Annotated in this window: 18 protein-coding genes; 10 read left to right on the top strand and 8 right to left on the bottom strand. The window is 62.4% G+C overall.

Annotation, left to right across the window (positions count from 1 at the left end; translation table 11 throughout):
• Positions 1–60 precede the first annotated feature (60 nt).
• On the bottom strand, positions 61–462 hold the full coding sequence (locus tag ACSQ3G_RS15100; protein ID WP_436110606.1) for a MarR family winged helix-turn-helix transcriptional regulator: 402 nt from the start codon (positions 460–462) through the stop codon (positions 61–63).
• Positions 463–680: 218 nt separating this feature from the next.
• On the opposite strand from ACSQ3G_RS15100, the gene ACSQ3G_RS15095 reads away from it, so the two are divergent.
• Entirely contained in the window at positions 681–2,078 is a 1,398-nt protein-coding gene (locus tag ACSQ3G_RS15095) for a hypothetical protein (protein ID WP_436110605.1), read from the top strand.
• 136 nt (positions 2,079–2,214) lie between these two features.
• Here ACSQ3G_RS15095 and lysS read toward each other — a convergent pair whose 3' ends face one another.
• From lysS to ACSQ3G_RS15080, 3 genes are all read right to left on the bottom strand, one after another.
• Positions 2,215–3,714 (bottom strand): lysine--tRNA ligase, encoded by a 1,500-nt coding sequence (gene lysS, locus ACSQ3G_RS15090; protein WP_436110604.1) that lies wholly within the window; start codon positions 3,712–3,714, stop codon positions 2,215–2,217.
• Between the two features lie 180 nt (positions 3,715–3,894).
• Positions 3,895–5,352 (bottom strand): glutamate--tRNA ligase, encoded by a 1,458-nt coding sequence (gene gltX / locus ACSQ3G_RS15085; protein ID WP_105400088.1) that lies wholly within the window; start codon positions 5,350–5,352, stop codon positions 3,895–3,897.
• A 129-nt stretch (positions 5,353–5,481) separates the two neighbouring features.
• Positions 5,482–7,254: an SLC13 family permease gene (locus tag ACSQ3G_RS15080; RefSeq protein ID WP_436110603.1), complete on the bottom strand. Its 1,773-nt coding sequence runs from the start codon at positions 7,252–7,254 to the stop codon at positions 5,482–5,484.
• Positions 7,255–7,460: 206 nt separating this feature from the next.
• On the opposite strand from ACSQ3G_RS15080, the gene ACSQ3G_RS15075 reads away from it, so the two are divergent.
• A complete protein-coding gene (locus ACSQ3G_RS15075) occupies positions 7,461–8,003 on the top strand; it encodes a glutathione peroxidase (RefSeq protein ID WP_105419698.1) in 543 nt (180 codons plus the stop codon).
• Positions 8,004–8,041: 38 nt separating this feature from the next.
• Here the strand turns inward: ACSQ3G_RS15075 and ACSQ3G_RS15070 are convergent, their stop codons facing one another.
• The 4 genes from ACSQ3G_RS15070 to ACSQ3G_RS15055 all read right to left on the bottom strand — a co-directional run bounded on the left by ACSQ3G_RS15070 (position 8,042) and on the right by ACSQ3G_RS15055 (position 10,330).
• Positions 8,042–8,404, bottom strand: a complete 363-nt coding sequence (locus tag ACSQ3G_RS15070) for an HVO_A0114 family putative DNA-binding protein (protein WP_172724028.1) — start codon at positions 8,402–8,404, stop codon at positions 8,042–8,044.
• Positions 8,401–8,688 carry a toxin-antitoxin system TumE family protein gene (locus ACSQ3G_RS15065; RefSeq protein WP_436110602.1) on the bottom strand — a complete coding sequence of 96 codons (288 nt, stop codon included), beginning with the start codon at positions 8,686–8,688 and terminating at the stop codon, positions 8,401–8,403. Before ACSQ3G_RS15065 ends, ACSQ3G_RS15070 begins: the two co-directional genes overlap by 4 nt.
• Positions 8,689–8,762: 74 nt before the next feature.
• Positions 8,763–9,530: a TerC family protein gene (locus ACSQ3G_RS15060; protein ID WP_105439760.1), complete on the bottom strand. Its 768-nt coding sequence runs from the start codon at positions 9,528–9,530 to the stop codon at positions 8,763–8,765.
• Between the two features lie 98 nt (positions 9,531–9,628).
• Complete coding sequence (locus ACSQ3G_RS15055; protein WP_105439534.1) at positions 9,629–10,330, bottom strand: TetR/AcrR family transcriptional regulator; 702 nt, start codon at positions 10,328–10,330, stop codon at positions 9,629–9,631.
• Positions 10,331–10,465: 135 nt separating this feature from the next.
• Between ACSQ3G_RS15055 and ACSQ3G_RS15050 the strand changes: the two genes are divergently transcribed.
• The 8 genes from ACSQ3G_RS15050 to ACSQ3G_RS15015 all read left to right on the top strand — a co-directional run bounded on the left by ACSQ3G_RS15050 (position 10,466) and on the right by ACSQ3G_RS15015 (position 21,329).
• Complete coding sequence (locus ACSQ3G_RS15050) at positions 10,466–11,680, top strand: HlyD family secretion protein (protein ID WP_436110601.1); 1,215 nt, start codon at positions 10,466–10,468, stop codon at positions 11,678–11,680.
• Positions 11,681–11,701: 21 nt separating this feature from the next.
• Entirely contained in the window at positions 11,702–13,294 is a 1,593-nt protein-coding gene (locus ACSQ3G_RS15045) for a DHA2 family efflux MFS transporter permease subunit (RefSeq protein WP_436110600.1), read from the top strand.
• Positions 13,295–13,438: 144 nt separating this feature from the next.
• Positions 13,439–14,479 (top strand): LacI family DNA-binding transcriptional regulator, encoded by a 1,041-nt coding sequence (locus tag ACSQ3G_RS15040; RefSeq protein WP_436110599.1) that lies wholly within the window; start codon positions 13,439–13,441, stop codon positions 14,477–14,479.
• Positions 14,480–14,504: 25 nt separating this feature from the next.
• On the top strand, positions 14,505–15,959 hold the full coding sequence (gene xylB / locus ACSQ3G_RS15035) for a xylulokinase (protein WP_436110598.1): 1,455 nt from the start codon (positions 14,505–14,507) through the stop codon (positions 15,957–15,959).
• A gap of 200 nt (positions 15,960–16,159) precedes the next feature.
• A complete protein-coding gene (gene xylA / locus ACSQ3G_RS15030; protein WP_436110597.1) occupies positions 16,160–17,470 on the top strand; it encodes a xylose isomerase in 1,311 nt (436 codons plus the stop codon).
• 271 nt (positions 17,471–17,741) lie between these two features.
• Positions 17,742–19,265: a sugar ABC transporter ATP-binding protein gene (locus tag ACSQ3G_RS15025; protein WP_436110596.1), complete on the top strand. Its 1,524-nt coding sequence runs from the start codon at positions 17,742–17,744 to the stop codon at positions 19,263–19,265.
• Positions 19,265–20,266, top strand: a complete 1,002-nt coding sequence (locus ACSQ3G_RS15020; RefSeq protein WP_436110595.1) for an ABC transporter permease — start codon at positions 19,265–19,267, stop codon at positions 20,264–20,266. Before ACSQ3G_RS15025 ends, ACSQ3G_RS15020 begins: the two co-directional genes overlap by 1 nt.
• A gap of 112 nt (positions 20,267–20,378) precedes the next feature.
• A complete protein-coding gene (locus tag ACSQ3G_RS15015; RefSeq protein ID WP_046668310.1) occupies positions 20,379–21,329 on the top strand; it encodes a substrate-binding domain-containing protein in 951 nt (316 codons plus the stop codon).
• Positions 21,330–21,420 lie beyond the last annotated feature (91 nt).

Here is a 21,420-nt window from a genome sequence, read left to right as displayed (position 1 = left end):
GGTCGTTGCCGCACCGGCAGCGTGATAAAAATCGGGTATATACCCGCTTCTGGTTAAAAATCAGAGGGCTGCAAGCAGTTCCTGCAGTTGTCTGGTTTTCTCGGCCCCAAGCCGGGCCTCGATATCGTCCTGGACGCCGTCCCACAGCGGCGCGCCCTGTTTCAAGATCGCATGGCCCTGCGGCGCGACGGTCAACATCGCTTCCCGCTGATCCTCGCCATGGCCGATCGTCACCAGACCCATGCGCTCCAGCACCTTGGCATTGCGGCCGACCGTCGACCGGTCCAGTTCCACCTGGACGGCGAGATCGGTCAGCGAGATCGGCGCCAGCCGGTTGACGTTGCGCAGCAGGCTGAACTGCCCGATGTTGACGCCGAGCGGCGCCAGTGCCTCGTCGTAATAGGACGAGACCTTTCGAGAGGCCTTGCGCAGCAGGATGCAGTGGCAGGTGTCGTTCGGCATGGAGCGGGTATATACCCGCGGTTCGATTTGCGCAAGAGGGATGCATCAAAAGCAGGTGCGTTCCGGAATGAAGCACGACGCCTGCGAGAAACTCCTCCGGAGGGCGAAAAGAACCCTCCGGCTTAAAGCTTCCTCAACAAGAATAGGTGACTATCCCGGCACTATTCCATCCTGTTGTTCTGCGTAAAAATGGAGTTGACCATGCCGGAGTTCGGCAAGTGAAGGGTCTGAAGTTCCGGTTTTCCAAGAAGCTCGTCTTCATCCTCATGGGCAGTATCGTCGTGCTCGGCGGTGGCAGCGGCGCGGCGGCGGTGCTCATCGGCGCAGACAAGATCCTCGGCCCCTCCTATCTGGAGATCAACGGGCTGGAATGTACCGCGCTCGAAACGGTCAAGATCAAGCGGGACCAGCGCTACTGGATCCGCAAATATGTGGTGAGCGACGGAACCGGCGACGGTCTGGCGCGCATCCGCACGGTCTTGCGCGTCGCCAAGGCGGTCCAGGAAAAGGAAAAGGCCGATCTCGTCCAGGTGGCGATGATCGACAAGGCGGGTCCGCGCGATCGTGCCCAGATGCGCGGCCGCGCGATCGGGGCCCAGGTCGTCTATATCCCGGATCCCAAAAAGGCGCCCGAAGGCACCGACGCCCAGCCCTATTCGGCCTACTACCTCGATGGTACCGCCAATTCGAACGGCGAATATTACGGCATGCGCATCGACCTGCCGCTCGAGGATGTCGAGGCGCTTACCGCCCGGCTGACCGATCACGCCGATTGCGTTGGCCCGGTCGTCGCCACGCCGGAAGGTGGACATGGTGCTCCCGCCGGCCATGGCGAAAAACCGAAGGCTGACGGTCACGGGGCGCCGAGCGCACCCGCTGGCCATGGTGAACCGGTCGCGAACGGTCATGGCGCCCCTGCGGACGCTCACGGCGCTCCGGCCGAGGGGCATGGCGGCGAGGTCGCGGCGAAGGAAAGCGGCGGCTTCTTCAGTTCCGTCACCGGCATGATCTTCGGCTCCGGGCAGGAAGCCCCCGCGCAAGGCCATGCACCCGCTGGCAATCCTGCCGCTTCTGAAACCCATGCCGCTGCCCCGGCCGCGGCCGCCCACGCTGCCCCGGCAGCCGCCGCGCACCCGGCACCCGCAGCACCGAACAAGTCGGTTGCCCATCAGGGCCCCAATCAGGACCAGGGCAAGCCGAAGCCGGCAGCACCCGCGCAGGTCGCATCCGCCGAACTGAAAAAGGAAGAGGGCGGTTTTCTCGCCTCGATAATGGGCATGTTCTCCGGCAGCGGCGAACAGGAGAAACCCGGCGCAGCCCCGGCCGCCGCCAAGGCATCAGAGCCCGCGCCCGCGCCCCGCACGTCTGCGGAAGGCGGCAAGCGCTGGTCGAAGCAGACCGATGGCGACGCCGTTCGCTCCGACGCCAGGCCGCCGGAAACGGCGCATGCCGAAGCGGCTCCGGCCAAGACCGCCGGCGCCACGGACGCGGACGCCGCCGGCGCCGAATGGCTTGCAAAGCTCAGGGGCCAACCGGCTCCGCCCGCGCCCGCGAAACCCGCCCAGGCGGCGGCGGCTTCGGATGCGAAGGATCCGGCTGAGAAGGTCGTGCATTGAGAGGGGAGTAAACCGAACTCTCCACGCTATCCTCGGGCTTGACCCGAGGATTCAGCATCCGCATTGCCCAGCCGGTGGATCCTCGGGTCTAGCCCGGGGATGACGACAGTGGTGGCCGCGGCGGAGGCGAACCCTATCAATCCGCCTTGGCGCGTCTCGCGGGGAACAGGATGACGTCGCGGATCGACGGCGAATCCGTCAGCAGCATGACCAGGCGATCGACACCGATGCCGAGGCCGCCGGCGGGCGGCATGCCCTGGTCGATCGCATCCAGGAACTCGTCATCGAGCTGCTTGTCCTTTTCGCCGCGGGCATGCGCCTGTTCGAGCTGTTCGACCATGCGCTTGCGCTGCTCTTCCGGGTCGTTGAGCTCGGAGAAGGCGTTGCCCAGTTCCCAGGCGTTGCAATAGGTCTCGAAACGTTCGACGAGGCGCGGTTCGCCCGGCACTTCCTTGGCGAAGGGCGAGATGTCCTTCGGGAAATGCGTCACGTGGCTCGGCTGGATCAGCGTGCCCTCGACCTTTTCCTCGAAGATGAAGGCGAGGCATTCGCCCCAGGTCCAATCCTTCTCGACCGCAAAACCGGCGGCTTTGGCGGCGGTGCGGGCTTCCTCGTCGGTCTTCATGGCGAGGAAGTCGATGCCGGTCGCTTCCTTCACCGCATCGGGCATCGGCACGCGCTTGAACGGGCCCTTGAAGGACAGTTCCTTGTCGCCGAACTTCACTTCGGTCGTGCCGTGGATGGTCATGGCGAGCGTCGAGAACATGCGCTCGACGAGGTCCATCATGTCCTCGTAGTCGGCATAGGCCCAGTAGCACTCCATCATCGTGAATTCAGGATTGTGCCGGGTGGAGACGCCTTCGTTGCGGAAGTTGCGGTTGATCTCGAACACCTTGTCGGTGAGGCCCGAGACCAGCGTGCGCTTCAGGAACAGTTCCGGCGCAATGCGCAGGTACATGTCGAGCTTCAGCGTGTTGTGGTGGGTCTTGAACGGCTCTGCGGTGGCGCCGCCGTAGATCGCCTGCAGCATCGGGGTCTCGACTTCCATGAAGCCGTCGTTTTCCATGAAGCGACGGATGCCCGAGACGATGCGGCTGCGCTGCTGGAAGCGGAGCTTCGACTCTTCGTTGGTCATGATGTCGAGATGGCGCTTGCGGTAGCGCAGCTCGATGTCCGACAGGCCGTGCCACTTCTCCGGCATCGGGAGCAGCGACTTGGTGAGCATGGTGATGTTCTGGGCGTTGATGGTCAGCTCGCCGCGCTTGGTGCGGCGCACGACGCCTGTCACGCCGATGATGTCGCCGATATCGACCATCGGCAAAAGGTCGCGCGCTTCCTGCGGCGTGGTGTCCTTGTGGGAGAAGATCTGAACCTTGCCGGATGCATCGTGGATGTCCATGAACATGCCGGAATTGCGCGAGGAATAGACCCGGCCGGCGACGGTGACGATATCCTGCGTCTCGACGTCCGCTTCCAGGTTCTTGTATTTCTCGGCCAGCTCCGCATTGGTCATCGTCCGGTGGAAATGCGCCGGATAGACGTCGCCGATCTTTTCGCGAAGCAAAGCGAGTTTCTGGGCGCGCACCTGGGTGGCGTCGGAGGAGAGGGCGGTTTCGGTCGTCGTGTTGTCGGTCATCGTGTTTCGCCTTCTTCGGGCAGGTTTATGTTGTTTCGCCGGTGCGGCTGGCTCGGCGTAACCCTCCCCCTTGTGGGGAGGGTCGGAGCAAAGCGACAGGGAGGGGTTTTCCTGAATTCAGGAAGAAAGGCCCCTCCCTAACCCTCCCCACAAGGGGGAGGGGACCCGTCGCGTATGCTTTTACTTTCCGTCGCCTACCATCGAGGCCACCACCGTCGCCGCGACCTTCAGCCGCTGGCGAACCACCGAGCGGCCGAGCAGGGCCATCGAGTCGAACAGCGGCAGCGAACGGGACGAACCGGACATGGCGACGAACAGCGGCGGGGTGACGACGCGCAGTTTCTTGCCGAGACGGTCGGAAATGGCGCGCAGCTCGGCGTCGATCGTTTCGGTGTTGAACTCGAGCATCTTTTCGAAATCCGCCTGCACCGTATTGATGATCTCCAGCGTTTCCGCCGGGCTCGTCTTCAGGCCGGCAAACGAGGCCGGCGTCAGGCCGACATCGTTGGACAGGAGGAAACCGGCAAGGTTCGGCAGCTCGCCGAGCCTGGAAATTCGGCTCTGCGACAGTTTCAACCCTTCGGTCAGGCGCTGGTTTTCCATCGCCCATTCGAGCGTCCGCGCGATGAACTCCTCCGGAGACAGCTTTTCGCGCAGCCAGCGGCCGTTCAGCCAGTCGAGCTTCTGGATGTCGAAGATCGCGCCGGCCTTGGAGAGGTTGTCCGGGTCGAACTTTTCGATCAGCTCGTCCATGGTCAGCATCTCTTCGCCCTCGGCGATCTGGATGAAGAACAGGCCCAAAAAGTTCATCAGCGCTTCCGGCAGGTAGCCGAGCGCGGAATAATAGGAGATCGAGGTCGGGTTCTTGCGCTTCGACAACTTCGACTTGTCGGCATTCCGCATCAGGGAGAGGTGCATGAACACCGGCTGTTCCCACTCGAAATACCGGTAGAGCAGGATGTGCTTCGGCACCGATGCCAGCCATTCCTCGCCGCGCGCCACGTGGGTGATCTTCATCAGATGGTCGTCGATGACGTTGGCCATGTGATAGGTCGGCATGCCGTCGCCCTTGATCAGCACCTGCATGTCGACCGAATCCCACGGGATCGACACGTCGCCGTAAACGCCGTCATGGAAGTCGCAGGAACCTTCGGTCGGGATCTTCATGCGGATGACCGAGCCTTCGCCGGCCGCCATCTTGGAGGTCACTTCCTCGGCCGTCAGGTTCAGGCAAAGACCGTCATATTTCGGCGGCTTGCCGGCGGCGCGCTGGCCCTCGCGCATCTGCTCCAGGCGTTCCGGCGTGCAAAAGCAGCGGAAGGCGTGGCCCTTGTCGAGCAGCTGCTGGGCATAGGGCTGGTACATGTCCTTGCGGTCGGACTGGCGATAGGGACCGTAGGGTCCGCCGACATCCGGGCCTTCGGCCCAGGTCAAGCCCGTCCAGCGCAGCGCGTCCAGAACCTTCTGCTCGAATTCTTGCGTCGAGCGCGTCGCGTCGGTATCCTCGATGCGCAGGATGAATTCGCCGCCATGTTTCTTGGCGAAGAGATAGTTGAAGAGCGCGATATAGGCGGTGCCGACATGCGGCTCGCCGGTCGGCGAGGGGGCGATGCGGACGCGGGGCTTCGTGGCGATCATGAAGAATGCTCTATCTGTGGCGGCCGGGAAGGCGCCAAGCCTGTTTTTGAAATGCGGATTGGCGCAGGCTTAGGCCATATTCAGCCGCAAGCGTCAAGGTTTTTGGCGTCAAGGTACTCGGCCGCAGCCCTACCTCACCGGCCAGACATAGAGCAGCGCCGGCACGCTGACGAGGATGATCAGGAAAGAAAGCGGCAGGCCGAGCCTCGGATAGTCGGAGAACTTGTAGCCGCCGGGGCCGAAGACCAGCGTGTTGCACTGGTGGCCGACCGGGGTGAGGAAGTCGCAGCCGGCGCCGATCGCCACCGCCATCAGAAACGCCTCCGGCCGAAAGCCGAGACTGGTGGCGAAGCTCGCGGCGATCGGCCCCATGACGAGCACCGTCGCGGCATTGTTGAGGAACGGCGTCACCGCCATGGCAGTGACAAGGATCAGCCCCAGGGCACCCCAGGCCGGAAGCGTCGCGGCCACCTGGCCGAGCCAGCCTGCGATGAGTTCGCTGCCGCCGGTCGTCCTCAGCGAATCCGAAACGGGGATCAGCGCCGCCAGCATGACGAGGATCGGCCCGTCGACAGACTTGTAGAAGTCGTTGAGCGGGATCGCCCGGAAGACGACCATGCCGAGGGCGGCGGTGAAGAAGGCGACGGGAACGGGGGCGATGCCAACCGCGGTCGCGGCCATGGCAAGCGCCAGGATGACCAGCGGGATGAAGGCGCGGCGCTGTGTCCCGAGCAGGATTTCGCGCTGGGCGAGCGGCAGCAGGGAAAAATCCTGCAGCACCGCGGGCAGGTTCTTGCGGCTGCCCTGCAGCACCAGTACGTCGCCGGCCATCAGCGTCAGCTCGCCCAGCCGCTGCTTCAGCCGTTCGCCGCGCCGACTGATCGCCAGAAGATTGATGCCGCGCGTATAGGAGAGCGCCAGTTCCTTGGCGGACAGGCCCTTGAGCGATGACTCCTGGGTGATGATCGCCTCGACCGAGATCACGTCTGTCTGTGCCTGGCCTTTTTCCTTCAGCGGTTTGCCGGACAGTTTCAGCCTGCCGCCGGAGACGATCCGATCGAGCGCCTTCGAAGGGCCTTCCAGCATCACCACGTCGCCTTCGCGCAACGTCAGGTCCGGAAAGGGCGACATGCGGGACGTCCCGCGCAAAACGGCAGTGGCCAGCACTTCGCCGTCGGCATGCTTCAGAAGGTCGCTGAGCGGCTTTTCCAGCATCGTCGAGTCGGCGGTCAGGGAGACCTCTGACGTGTAGTTGGTGATCTCCACCGCCTCTTCGATCGAGCTGTTCTCCCGGGTGCGGCTTGGCACCAGCCAGTGAAAGAAGAGCAGGAAGGTGATGCCGACGACGGTCAGGATCGCCCCCATCGGCGTGAAGTCGAACATCGTGAAAGACGTGCCGGTCAGCTCTTCGCGCAGCCGCGAGACGACGATGTTCGGCGAAGTGCCGATCTGGGTCATCAGCCCGCCGAGCAGGGCGGCGAAAGCCATGGGCATCAGGTATTTCGATGGCGAGGCGCCCGATTTCCTGGCGAACTGAAAGGCGACCGGCATCATGATCGCCAGAGCGCCGATATTCTTGATGAAGGCGGAAAGCAGCGCCACGACGATCATCAGCAGCGCGAGCTGCGTGTGCAGCGTGTTGAGGTTCGGGAAGAATTTCTTGATGGCAGTATCGACGATGCCCGACCTCGCCACGCCGGCGCTGACCACCAGCGCGCTGCCGACGATGATGACGATGTCGTCCGAGAAGCCGGAAAACGCCCTGTCGACCGGCACGACGCCGAGCGCGACGGCCAGCACCAGCGCGCAGCAAGCGACCACATCATAACGGAACCGATCCCAGATAAAGACCGCCATCATGATGGCGATAACGGAAAATGCGAGGATCTGCTGAGTGGTCATGCCGCCCTTGACGTCGAGAGGTCCAGCGGGAGAATCACCGCTGGCAGAAGGATGGAGATGGTGCGGTCGCGCAGCCGATCAATGTGGTGAGGCTTAAAGTTCCAGCGCAGTGGGCGCAAGAGGGACCCTGTCCACTGGACAACGCAGGTCGCTTCGCTAGGGTATGGCCGTGGGGCTATTGAATTGTTTTGAATGGAGATTTGTCGATGACTGATGTTTTGAACGTGCCGGTGAAGCTGGCTGATGGCCGCGAGACGACGCTTGCCGAATACAAAGGCAAGGTGATGCTGGTCGTCAACGTCGCCTCGAAATGCGGCCTGACCAAGCAGTATGAAGGTCTCGAAAAACTCTACGAAGACAAGCGCGGCGATGGTTTCGTCATCACCGCCTTCCCGGCCAACAACTTCAAGGGCCAGGAGCCCGGCACCGACGCCGAGATCGTCGAATTCTGCCAGCTCACTTACGATGTAAAATTCCCGATCTTCTCGAAGATCTCCGTCAAGGGTGAGGACAAGCACCCGCTCTATCAGGGCCTCACCGGCTCCGGCGTACCGACCACCGGCGACGGCCCGATGAAGGAAAAGCTGCGGGGCTTCGGCATGGAAGTCGAAGACGGCGAGATTGTCTGGAACTTCGAAAAATTCCTGATCGGCCGAGACGGCGAGATCAAGGCCCGCTTTGCGCCCGATGTCGATGCGCAGGACAGCCGGCTGGTCGACGCGGTCGAGCGGGAACTGGCGAAGAACTGAGCTGCCCGGCAGAGCCGGAGCAATTCTTTGCCTTCCAACTAGGCCGCTTCAGTGATCGCCATTTCTGCCGTGATGCGATCCCAGGGAACCTTGACCAGACCCTCTGCGGTCTTTTCGATTAGACCGACCTCGGCCAGGGCGACCACGTCGGCATGGACTCCGCGATAATCCCGCTTCAGGGAATGAGCGAGCTGGCGGATCGAGGAGGTGCCAGCCGCTTTCAGGGCGCGCAGAAGCCGCCAGCGATTGGCGGTCAGCACCTTTAAGAGAAGATCCATGCTTTCGAATGCGATCTCGCCGGGCTGCAGGCTGAAATCGCCGGCGTCGATCCGCGCTCCAGCCCTTGTCGCGTTTTCGAAAAACGCGTCCATATTAGAAACGTGGATCCGAACTTCGCTCATACCTTCAACTCCCGGCGCACATCGTCTTCGAAATCCCCGATCGTCCGTTCGAGGCTCTCGAAACGATAGGGTTCCTCATGATCGCGATAATGGCGATGATCGCCTTTGCCAGCTTCGTTGTCGTAGCCAATAATTCGCTCTCCCGGGCGTCCGAAGAAAAGCGAATATTTCAATCCATGTGGACGTTCCGCGTTGGGATCGGGAAGCTGCCAGACTTTCATCTGGATGATCCTTCCATCATCCAGATGAAATTTCCGATCCATGATTAGGGTCGCTCGCGCCATTTGATGCTTTATCTAGCATATGCTGAATATGGCATCAAGGCGATGCTCGACTTGATGGAAGGGAAACGCCACCATCAATGCAGCGTCTGCCCGCCCGCCTTCTTCTTCTTGCGGGCGTTGCGCGCCACCATGTTGAGCACCTCGACGCCGGCGGAGAAGGCCATGGCGGCGTAGATGTAGCCCTTGGGGACGTGCACGCCAAAACCTTCGACGATCAGGGTGCCGCCGATCATCAGCAGGAAGGCGAGGGCCAGCATGACGATGGTCGGGTTTTTCTCGATGAAGTTTGCAAGCGGGGTGGCGGCGATCAGCATCACGGTGACGGCGGCGATGACGGCGACCACCATGATCGGCAGGTGCGGGGTCATGCCGACGGCGGTGATGATACTGTCGATCGAAAAGACCAGGTCGAGCAGCAGGATCTGGCCGATCGCAGACGCAAAGCTCATCCTGACCACTTCCTTGCCGGCGCCGACCAGGTCTTCCCTGTGGTCGTCGACATCGACGGAGTGATGGATTTCCTTGGTCGCCTTCCAGACGAGGAAAAGGCCGCCAGCGATCAGGATCAGATCCTTCCACGAGAAGCCGTGGCCGAAGGCCTCGAAGAGGGGGTTGGTGAGCTGGACGATCCAGGCGACGGTGCCGAGCAGGGCGAGACGCATGACGAGCGCCAGGCCGATGCCGATCTTGCGGGCACGCTCACGGTTTTCGGGCGGCAGCTTGTTGGTGAGGATGGAGATGAAGATGAGGTTGTCGATGCCGAGCACGACTTCCATGACGACGAGGGTGACAAGCGCCACCCAGGCGGCCGGATCCTGAACCAGCACGACGATATCCTGCATCAACATTCCCTTCTTTCAATCTCAAGGCGTAATTGCCTGACCGATTTAAGGACTGATGAGCGGAAGACAAGAGGAGGTTGCGCTACAACCTCCTGAAATCAGGCATGTTCTTTCGTTTTCGCGGTCACGGAATTGTCATGGACGCCGTAGGCTGCCATGAACACACGGATCGCGCCCGTAACGACATGGTCGATCTCGCTGAACGGCGGTACGTCGTCGAGATCGCCGAAAAGGCGCAGTTTGAAGAAGGTGCCGCTCACCATGTCGACGAATTGACGGGCTGCGAGATCCGTATCTTCCACCTTGAGATTGCCGAGCTCCACGTGGCGCCGGATGAAATCCTCAAGCACGGTGCGGACGTTCTGGGTCGGCGAATTGAAAAAATGCCGACAGAGGCTCGGCAGGCGATCGACGACGCCGATCACGGTACGCATCGCCTCGATCACCTGCGATGCGGTGATGTGCGTCGCAAAACCCATGCCGAAGCGGTAGAGGCCGTCCTCGACCTCCTCGCTGCCTGCAAGGATGTCCCGCATGCGCAGCGTGATCCGTTCGCGCTCGCGGGCAATGATAGCGCCGAAAAGGTCTTCCTTGTTCTGGAAGTAGACGTAGATCGTCCCTTTCGAAACACCGGCCTCGCGGGTGATGTCGTTCATGCTTGCCGCGTCGAAGCCGAGCTTCATGAAGACGCTTTTCGCCCCGTCGATAATCTGCTCCCGTTTCGCCGGGTCCTCGCCCGCTGCGAAACGTCCGGCGGGAACCGGATCACACCTTTCCAGTTTCCTTGTCTGCCTGGCCATTTCGATGCCCTTTTTTAACCTTTTCGAACCGAGCGGTTCGATTGCCCTTGATATGTGTCATCGATGGGTCTATGTCAAGCTCGCTGAACCGATCGGTTCGATGGAATAAGACGCTCCCAAGACGGTAGATACAAGATGACGTCCTCTCAAAATTCCGGCGCACTGCGCGCCGTGACGACGGAAAACGCTGGCCTTGCCAAGGTTGAGGCTCTCAAGGGCTCGCCGACCGCGGAACAGCCTGCGACGGCCGAGGCGATTGCGGTTCCCGCGGTCGCCAAGGCGCCTGAAAAGAAGAAACGACGCGGTCTGCTGTTGCCTGTCATTGCGCTTGCCCTCCTCGGTGGCGCTGGCTGGTATGGTTACAACTGGTGGATCGATGGTCGGTTCCTGGTTTCCACCGACGACGCGTATGTCGAAGGCGATATCGCGGTGATCTCGCCAAAGGTGTCCGGTTATGTCGCCAAGGTCAATGTTGTCGAGAACCAGGCCGTCAAGGCGGGCGAACCGCTCGTCACGCTCGACGACGGCGATTATCAGCTTGCACTTCGCAAGGCGCAGACGGCTATCGAATCCGCCAAACTCGCTGTCTCCCGCATCGACGCGCAGATCGTCGGCGGCGAAGCGGCGCTGAAGCAGGCCCAGGCCCAGCAGGGTGCTCTCGAAGCCGCGGTTCGCGGTGCCGAAATCACCCAGAAGCGCGCGACGAGTCTGCAGGCAAGTGCGGTCGGCACAGCCGCGGCGCTCGACAATGCCGAGATCGCGCTTGAACAGGCCCGCGCCAATCTCGTTGCCGGCCAGGCGGCGGTCGCGTCGGCCCAGGCCAATATCGGCCTCCTGCGTGCCCAGCGCGACGAGGCGGTCAATACGATCCATACCCAGGATCTCGCCCGAGACCAGGCCCAGCGCGATCTGAACTTCACGGTGCTAAAGGCGCCCTATGACGGCGTCATCGGCAATCTCTCGGTCCAGACGGGCGATCTCGTCTCGACCGGCAAGCGGCTCGCGTCGCTGGTGCCGCTGACCGAGCTCTATATCGAGGCGAATTTCAAGGAAACCCAGCTTGGCAACCTGCAGCCTGGTTCCAAGGTCCGCGTGCATGTGGATGCTTATGAGGATCACAACATCACAGGCACTGTGGTGTCGATCGCGCCTGCTTCCGGCGCCGTCTTCTCGATGCTGCCGCCGGAAAATGCGACCGGCAACTTCACCAAGGTCGTGCAGCGCGTTCCGGTTCGCATCTCGATCCCGAAGGAAGACCTCGAACGCCAGCGCCTTCGTGCCGGCTTGAGCGTCGTCGTCGACGTCGATACCCGGACCGCGCCCGGCATCAGCGCTGTCGCTGCCAAGTAAAGAGAACCAAGGAGAGCGGCCATGGCAGGAGCAACGGCCACGGCGGGTCCGCCCCCTATGGCGATGCCGGCCGACCAGCCGATGGACAGACGCAAGCTCATCGCCTTCTTCGCGATGGTCTTCGGCATGTTCATGTCGATCCTCGACATCCAGATCGTCTCGGCCTCGCTCGCGGAAATCCAGGCCGGCCTTTCCGCCGGCTCGGACGAAATCGCCTGGGTGCAGACCTCCTACCTGATCGCCGAAGTGATCATGATCCCGCTGTCGGGCACGCTTGCCCGCATCATGTCGACGCGCATCCTGTTCTCCATGTGCGCGGCTGGCTTCACGCTGGCCAGCATCCTTTGCGCCACTGCCACGAATATCGACGAGATGATCGTCTATCGCGCCATCCAGGGCTTCATCGGCGGCGGCATGATCCCGTCCGTCTTCGCGGCGGCCTTCACCATTTTCCCGCCGTCGAAGCGCAGCATCGTGTCGCCGATCATCGGCCTCGTCGCGACGCTCGCCCCGACGATCGGCCCGACGGTCGGCGGTTACCTTTCCAATTCCTTCTCCTGGCACTGGCTGTTCCTGGTCAACGTCATCCCCGGTATCATCGTCACCGTCGTCACCTTCACGCTGATCGACTTCGACAAGCCGCAGCTTAAGCTGATGAAGAAGTTCGACTGGTGGGGGCTCGCCTCCATGGCGGTCTTCCTCGGCGCGCTGGAATACGTTCTGGAAGAAGGCAACAACAAGGACTGGTTCAGCGACGACAAGATCGTCATAGGCACAATCTTCATCGTCATCGGCGCAGTGGTGTTCTTCTGGCGTGCCTTCAAGGTCGAGTTCCCGATCGTCGATCTCAGGGCATTCGGCAACGCCAATTTCGCCTTCGGTTCGCTGTTCTCGTTCATCATGGGCGTCGGGCTTTATGGGCTCACTTATCTCTATCCGCTCTATCTCGGTCGCGTCCGTCACTACGATTCGCTGATGATCGGGGAGACGATGTTCGTTTCCGGCATCGCCATGTTCGTCTCGGCGCCGCTCGTCGGACGGCTGTCGAACAGTGTCGACCTGCGCATCTTGATGGCGGTCGGTTTCGGCTCGTTCGCGGCTGGTACCTGGCTGATGACCGGTATCACCGCCGATTGGGATTTCTACGAGCTGCTGCTGCCGCAGATCCTGCGCGGGTTCGGGATGATGATGTGCATGGTGCCGATCAGCAATATCGCGCTCGGGACGCTCGCGCCGCAACGCATCCAGGGCGCATCCGGCCTTTTCAACCTGACCCGCAACCTCGGCGGTGCGGTCGGCCTTGCCGTCATCAACACGGCGCTGACCCAGCGTTCCGACGAGCACTACGCCCGGCTTTCTGAGCACGTCAACTACGGCAATCCGGCAGCGCTCAACTGGCTGGACAGTGTCGGCGCCAACTACAATTCCTTCGGCCTCGACGGCAGCGCCGTCGCGCTCCAGAGGCTCTCTGGCATCATCACCCAGCAGGCTCTGCTGCTTTCCTTCATGGATGTCTTCTTCATCCTGACGGGGCTGTTCGGCAGCCTGATCTTCTTCGTCTTCCTGATCGCCAAGCCGGCCCGCCCCGCGGGCGCCGGTGGCGGCGGGCATTGATTGCAGCATTCCACCGCCGGGAAGGGGGCCGCCACGCGAGTGACGGCCTTTTTCTTTGGGTGTTCGAGCCTGCGTGAAACACGTACCTCAAATTTTGATTTACGTACCTCAGAATTTCCGCTAACACGGTCGGCGGAGGAATTCATGAAGCCCACAGTCCACGACATCGCGAAGATCGCCGGCGTCAGCCTTGCGACTGTCGACCGGGTTCTCAACGGCCGGCCGGGCGTGCGTTCCGTCACCCGCGTCAAGGTCGAGGATGCGATCATTTCACTCGGTTATGTGCGCGATCTCGCCGCTGCCAACCTTGCGAAAAGCCGGACCTATTCCTTCGTCTTCATCCTGCCGGCCAACGACAACTCCTTCATGATCGGCTTGCATGAGGAAGTGCGCGGCGCCGTTGCCCGCTCGAGCTCGGAGCGCACCGACATCCGCATTGTCGACGTGCCGCCCTTCGATCCGGGCGCGCTGGTCGCATCACTCGAGGCGGTGCTTGCCGAAAAGCCGGCCGGGGTGGCCTTCGTCGCCATCGACGCGCCGGAAGTCCGTGCGGCCGTGCGCAGCCTGAGCGAGGCCGGCATTCCGATGGTGACGCTCGTGTCTGACCTGCCGGAGTCCTCGCGCGATCATTATGCGGGCATCGACAATATCGCCGCCGGGCGCACCGCCGGCAGCCTGATGGGGCGGTTCCTCAGCGGCCCCCTCATGGGCGAACGGGGGGCGACCGTTGCGGTGCTTGCCGGCTCCATGCTGGTGCGCGACCACCGCGAGCGGCTGGAAGGGTTTTCGAGCGTCATCGCAAACGCCTATCCGAACGTCGATATCCTGCCCGTCCTCGAAGGCCGTGACGATCCGGCGCTCTCCGAGACGATGGTCACGGAGGCGCTGCGCCGCAATGCGAACATTGCCGGCATCTACAGTCTCGGTGCCGGCAACCGCGGCCTCATCCGCGCGCTGCAGACGGCGCACGGCCCCCGCCGGCCGCTCGTCATTGCCCACGAACTCACCGCCTCGACCCGTGCAGCACTTTCAAACGGTGTCATCGACGCGGTTCTGAACCAGGATGCGGGCCACGAAGTCAGAAGCGCGATCCGCGTGCTGAAGGCCAAGGCGGACGGCCTGCCGGTGCTCGCCGCCCAGGAACGCATCCGTATCGACATATTCTTGAAAGACAATCTGCCCTGAAGGGCGGAGCATTAGGAGAAACACCATGTATCTCGGTCTCGATCTCGGCACCTCGGGCGTCAAGGCGATGCTGATCGACGGCGATCAGAAGATCATCGGTTCGGCGAGCGGTTCGCTCGACGTCTCGCGTCCGCATTCCGGCTGGTCGGAGCAGGATCCTGCCCACTGGATCCGCGCCACCGAAGAAGCGGTCGCCGGCCTCAAGGCAAAATTCCCGAAGGAGCTGGCGGCGGTGAAGGGCATCGGCCTTTCCGGCCAGATGCATGGCGCGACGCTTCTGGACAGCGAGGACAAGGTGCTGCGCCCCTGCATCCTGTGGAACGACACCCGCTCCCATGTGGAAGCCGCAGCCCTCGATGCGAACCCGATCTTCCGCAAGCTCACCGGCAATATCGTCTTCCCCGGCTTCACCGCCCCGAAGCTCGTCTGGGTCGCGAAAAACGAGCCTGACATCTTCGCCAAGGTCGCCAAGGTGCTGCTGCCGAAGGATTACCTGCGTCTTTGGCTGACCGGCGAGCACATCTCCGAAATGTCGGATTCGGCCGGCACGTCCTGGCTCGATACCGACGCCCGCAAGTGGTCGTCCGAATTGCTTTCCGCCACGGGCCTCACCGAAAGCCAGATGCCGTCGCTGGTCGAGGGCACCGAAGAGGCAGGCAAGCTGCGTGGCGAACTCTCCTACAAATGGGGCATGGGCGAGGGCGTCGTGATTGCCGGTGGGGCAGGGGATAATGCGGCGTCCGCCTGCGGCATGGGCACGGTCGCGGAAGGCCAGGCCTTCGTCTCGCTCGGCACGTCCGGCGTGCTGTTTGCCGCCAATGCCTCCTATCTGCCGAAGCCGGAAAGTGCGGTGCATGCGTTCTGCCACGCATTGCCGAAAACCTGGCACCAGATGGGCGTCATCCTGTCGGCGACGGACGCGCTGAACTGGCATTCGCTCATCACCGGCAAGACCGCCGCCGAGCTCACCCAGGAACTCGGCGATACGCTGAAGGCTCCCTCCAGCGTCACCTTCCTGCCCTATCTCTCCGGCGAGCGCACGCCGCACAACGATGCGGCCATCCGCGGCGCCTTCATCGGCCTCGAACACGAAAGCAGCCGGTCGGTGCTGACCCAGGCGGTGCTGGAAGGGGTGACCTTCGCGATCAGGGACAATCTCGAAGCCCTGAAATCCGCAGGCACCTCGATTTCCCGCGTTACCGCTATCGGCGGCGGTTCGCGCTCGCGCTACTGGCTGCAGTCGATCGCCACGTCTCTCGGCGTGCCGGTGGATATTCCGGCCGACGGTGATTTCGGAGCTGCCTTCGGCGCCGCACGGCTGGGGCTGATCGCTGCAACCGGTGCCGACCCGCTCGCCGTCTGCTCGGCACCAAAGACGGACGAGACCATCGAGCCGGTCTCCGGGCTGTCGGAGGCTTATGACACCGCATACGCCCGCTACCGGGCGCTCTATCCGGCGATCAGGTCGCTGGCGCGCTGAATATGCTTAGACTTGGAGGCGTGTTGAAAAGACCCCTCCCCAACCCCTCCCCACAAGGGGGAGGGGCTTCATTGCCCCGAATTCCGCTTTCCCGAATGGGCAGGGCGGTGCCACCAGCGTTCTCCCCCCTTGTGGGGGAGATGCCGGCAGGCAGAAGGGGATCCTTGGCGCTCTCAAATACTCGATAGGAGAAAACACCCATGAGCACAGGCTTTTTCGGAGACATCCAGAAGATCAAATACGAAGGCCCGGACAGCACCAATCCGCTCGCCTTTCGCCACTACAATCCGGACGAGATCGTCGCCGGCAAGCGCATGGAGGATCACCTCCGCTTTGCCGTCGCCTACTGGCACACCTTCACCTGGCCGGGCGGTGACCCTTTCGGCGGCCAGACCTTCCAGCGCCCGTGGTTCTCGGACACGATGGAAGCGGCGAAGATGAAGGCTGATGTCGCCTTCGAATTCTTCCAGCTACTCGGTTCGCCCTTCTACTGCTTCCACGATGCCGACGTGCGGCCGGAAGGCAATAATTTCGCCGAGAACACGAAGAACCTCAACGAGATCGTCGATTATTTCGAGAAGAAGCAGGCCGAGACCGGCGTCAAGCTTCTCTGGGGCACGGCGAACCTCTTCTCAAACCGCCGCTACATGTCGGGTGCAGCCACCAACCCGGATCCGGACGTCTTCGCGTTTGCCGCGGCAACGGTGAAGACCTGCCTCGACGCTACCAAGAAGCTTGGCGGTGCCAATTACGTGCTGTGGGGCGGCCGCGAAGGTTACGAGACTCTGCTGAACACAGACCTCTCGCGGGAACTCGACCAGATGGGCCGCTTCCTCAATCTCGTGGTCGAATACAAGTACAAGATCGGCTTTAAAGGCACGATCCTGATCGAGCCGAAGCCGCAGGAGCCGACCAAGCATCAGTACGATTACGACGTCGCGACCGTCTACGCGTTCCTGCAGAAGCATGGGCTGGACAAGGAAGTGAAGGTCAATATCGAGCAGGGTCATGCGATCCTCGCCGGCCATTCTTTCGAACACGAGATCGCCATGGCGAACGCCTTCGGCATCTTCGGCTCGATCGACATGAACCGCAACGACATGCAGTCCGGCTGGGATACCGACCAGTTCCCCAACAACGTGCCGGAAATGGCGCTCGCCTATTACCATGTGCTCGCCGGCGGTGGCTTCCAGAACGGCGGCACCAATTTCGACGCGAAGCTACGCCGCCAGTCGCTCGACCCTGAGGACCTGCTGATCGGCCATATCGGCGGCATGGACTGCTGCGCCCGCGGCATCAAGGCAGCGGCGAAGATGCTCGATGACGGCGCGCTGAAGGCGCCGCTCGATGCCCGCTACGAGAAGTGGGACAGCCCTGAATACAGCAAGATGCTGCGCGGCGAATACAAGCTCGACGACATCGCCTCCTGGGTCGAAAAGCAGGACATCAACCCGGAACCGAAGTCCGGCCGCCAGGAGTATCTGGAAAACGTCGTCAATCGCTACGTTTGACGAAGACAGAGGGTGAGGCGACGCCTCACCCTCACCAAGCTTGCGCCACACGAGATGGCGCCGCAATCATCAACCGGAAGATGATTTGCACAAAACCTTCCTACACGTTCCCGCGTGGCTTACGGAAATCTGCTTTACGTACCTCAGAATCTGGGCTAGCGTTCCTGTCGGGAGGAGCTTGGGTGCAGATTATCATATACAGGCGTGCTGTCGGTAACGCAGCGGTTCGCTGTCGGGCCGTGCGTTGCCCTATGGTCATGGGTGCTGCGCGATGAGTTCTGTGGAGGCGAGCCCCGCCGTGCCGCTCTTCGAAGCGACCGGCCTTTCCAAGACATTCGGTATTGTCGAGGTCCTCAAGGACATCAATATCAACGTCCGCGCCGGCGAGGTCCACGCGATCATCGGCGAGAACGGCGCCGGCAAGTCGACCTTGATGAAGATCATCGCCGGCAATTTGGCCCCGACCCGCGGCGAGATGAGGATAGACGGCGAGACCGTCACCTTTTCCGGCCCGGTCGATGCGGAACATCGCGGCATCGTGCTGGTGCACCAGGAAATCCTGCTGGCGCCGGACCTGACCGTCGCCCAGAACATCTATCTCGGCCGCGAGCTGCACAAGGGCGTCTTCATCGACGACCGCGCCATGAACGAAGGTGCAGCCAAGGCTGTCCGCGGGCTCGGCAGCGATATCGACCCGAACACGATCGTCAGCCGCCTGTCGATCGCCCAGCGCCAACTGGTACAGATCGCCCGCGTGCTGCTTGTGCCGCACCGGATCGTCATCTTTGACGAGCCGACCGCGTCGCTGACGCCGCATGAGACCGATGCGCTGCTGAAGGTCATCCGGCAGATCCGCGCCAAGGGCGTCGGCGTTCTTTATATTTCCCACCGCCTGCCCGAGGTGAAGGAGATTGCCGACCGGGTGACGGTGTTGCGCGACGGAAGGCTCGTCGCCAGCCATGACGTCAGCGAACTGCAGCCCGCCGACATGGCGCGGCTGATGGTCGGTCGCGACGTTGCAAAACTCTATCCGGACCGCCACGCGGTTTTGGCGCGCGAGACGGTGCTCGAGGTCGAGCATCTCAACGTTCCCGGATATGCGCAGGATGCCTCGTTCCAGCTGAAAAAGGGGGAGATCCTCGGTTTTGCCGGCCTCGTCGGGGCCGGCCGCACCGAGCTGATGGAGGGCATGGTCGGCCTTCGCACCAGCCGTGGCACCGTCCGCCATCTCGGCAAGCCGGTCAATTTCAAGGATGTGCATGCGAGCCTCAAGGCCGGCATCGTCTACCTTTCCGAAGACCGCAAGGGCAAGGGCCTGCTGCTCACCAAGGACCTGATCGTCAACCTGACGCTCGCCTCGCTCGGCAAGTTCATCGGCGCGTTGCAGATCGACCGTAAGCGCGAAAGCGACGCGCTGGACAAGGCGATCCGCGATTTCGACATTCGAACCGGCCGCAAGGACATCCTCGCCGGCCAGCTATCCGGCGGCAACCAGCAGAAACTGCTGCTCGCCAAGATGATGCTGCTCGATCCGTCGATCGTCATCATCGACGAGCCGACGCGCGGCATCGATATCGGCAACAAGGAACAGATCTACAAATTCATCGCCAACCTGGCCGAGGAGGGACGTTCGATCATCGTCGTCTCCTCCGAAATGCCGGAACTGATCGGCATCTGCGACCGCATCCTCGTCATGCGCTCCGGCCGGATCGTCGGCGAGGTGACGGGGGACCATATGAACGAAAACGAAATCGTCGTGCTCGCCACGGGCGTTACTAAAGAGGAGGCCGCGTGATGGCGAACGTCGCTAGCGAACCGGCCAAGGCACCGAAGACCTCCAAGGACTGGGACATGGCGGCGATCGCGCCGTTCATTGCGCTCGCCCTTCTTCTGGTGCTCGGCTACTTCGCCAACCCGAATTTCATGACGTCCGCCAACCTGTTGAACGTCGTGACGCGCAGTTCCTTCATCGCCGTCATCGCACTCGGCGCTACCTATGTAATCACTTCGGGCGGGCTCGATCTTTCGGTCGGCGCGATGCTCGCCTTCGTTGCCAGCCTGATGATCCTGTTCCTGAATTCGGGAACGGTCGCCGACCCGGCGCTGGCGCTGGTTGCCGGGATGGCGCTGGCGATCGCGATCGGCGCCGTCTGCGGGCTCGCCAACGGCCTGATCACCACCGTCGGCCGGATCGAACCCTTCATCGCCACGCTCGGCACAATGGGCATCTATCGCGGGCTGACCACCTGGCTCAGCCAGGGCGGCGCCATCACCGTGCGCGACCGCGATATTCTGGCGCTCTACCGGCCGGTCTATTCCGGCTCGTTCATCGGCGTGCCGATCCCGATCATCGTCATCTTCGTCACCGCCGCCATCGCCGCCTTCGTACTTTACCGCACCCGTTACGGCCGGCATGTCACCGCGGTCGGCTCGAACGAGGACGTCGCGCGTTATTCCGGCATTTCGATCAACCGGGTGCGCACCGTCACCTATGTGATCCAGGGGCTCTGCGTCGCTGTCGCCGTGCTGCTCTACGTGCCGCGCCTCGGCTCGACGTCCGCCACGACCGGCAGCTTCTGGGAACTGCAGGCGATTACCGCCGTCGTCGTCGGCGGCACGGCGCTGCGGGGCGGGGTCGGCCGCATCTGGGGCACGATCTGCGGCGCCTTCATTCTGGAAATCGTCGGCAACATCATGCTGTTGTCCAACTTCGTCAGCGAATACCTGATCGGCGCCATCCAGGGGGCGATCATCATCATCGCCATGCTGGTTCAAAGGTCGCTGATGCGGAGATAGGCCGCTGAAGCGGATTAGCCCGCGAAAGCAGGCCAACGAGAACTGACCGAGCTGATGGGTCGCGCCCGGTCCTGAAATATTAAAGACCCTGATATTGTGGGAGAGAGAAACAATGCGCAGACAAATTTTGGGACTGGCCGTGGCGTCGTTGGCGCTTCTCGCCGGCACCGCCTTCGCACAGGACAAGAAGGTGACGATCGGCGTTTCCATTCCGGCCGCCGACCATGGCTGGACCGCCGGCGTCGTGTTCCATGCCGAACGCGTCGCCAAGCTCCTGATGAAGGAGCATCCGGGCCTCAACGTCATCGTCAAGACCTCGCCGGACGCGGCAAGCCAGGCGAACGCCGTGCAGGATCTCGCGGTCCAGGGGCTCGACGCGCTGGTCATCCTGCCGTCCGATCCGGATCCGCTCGTCAACGCCATCCAGCAGGTCAAGGACAAGGGCACGTTCGTCGCACTCGTCGACCGCGCCCCCTCCGTCAACGACAGCACCATCCGTGACCTCTACGTTGCCGGCAACAACCCGGCGCTCGGCCAGGTCGCCGGCGAATATATCAAGAAGACCACGCCGGACGCCCAGGTCGTCGTCATCCGCGGCCTGCCGATCCCGATCGACCAGCAGCGCCAGGACGGTTTCGACAAGGGCATTGCCGGTTCCAAGGTGAAGGTGCTCGATCGCCAGTTCGGCAACTGGAGCCGCGACGACGCGTTCAAGGTCATGCAGGACTTCCTGACCAAGCACCCGAAGATCGACGTGGTCTGGTGCCAGGACGACGACATGGCCGTCGGCGTTCTCGAAGCCATCGCTCAGTCCAAGCGCACGGACATCAAGTATGTGGTCGGCGGCGCGGGCTCCAAGGACATGGTGAAGAAGGTCATGGACGGCGACAAGATGATCCCGGTCGACGTGCTCTATCCGCCGGCAATGGTGGCGACCGCCATGGAACTCACCGCCGGCAATTTCTACGACAAGGTCCCGGTCAGCGGCACCTACATCCTCGACGCCACGCTGGTGACGAAGGACAATGCCAAGAACTTCTACTTCCCGGATTCGCCGTTCTGATAACGGCTTCCTGACGAAGATCGGCGGCGCCTGCTCGTGTGGGCGCCGCTCCTCCCAACCCCGATTCCTGTGAGCAGCACAGGAATCGGGG

This window comes from Neorhizobium tomejilense (genome assembly GCF_964254135.1).
GTDB lineage: Bacteria > Pseudomonadota > Alphaproteobacteria > Rhizobiales > Rhizobiaceae > Neorhizobium > Neorhizobium tomejilense.
The sequence above is the reverse complement of the archived record's forward strand: the minus strand, read 5'-3'. Positions and strand labels throughout refer to the sequence as shown.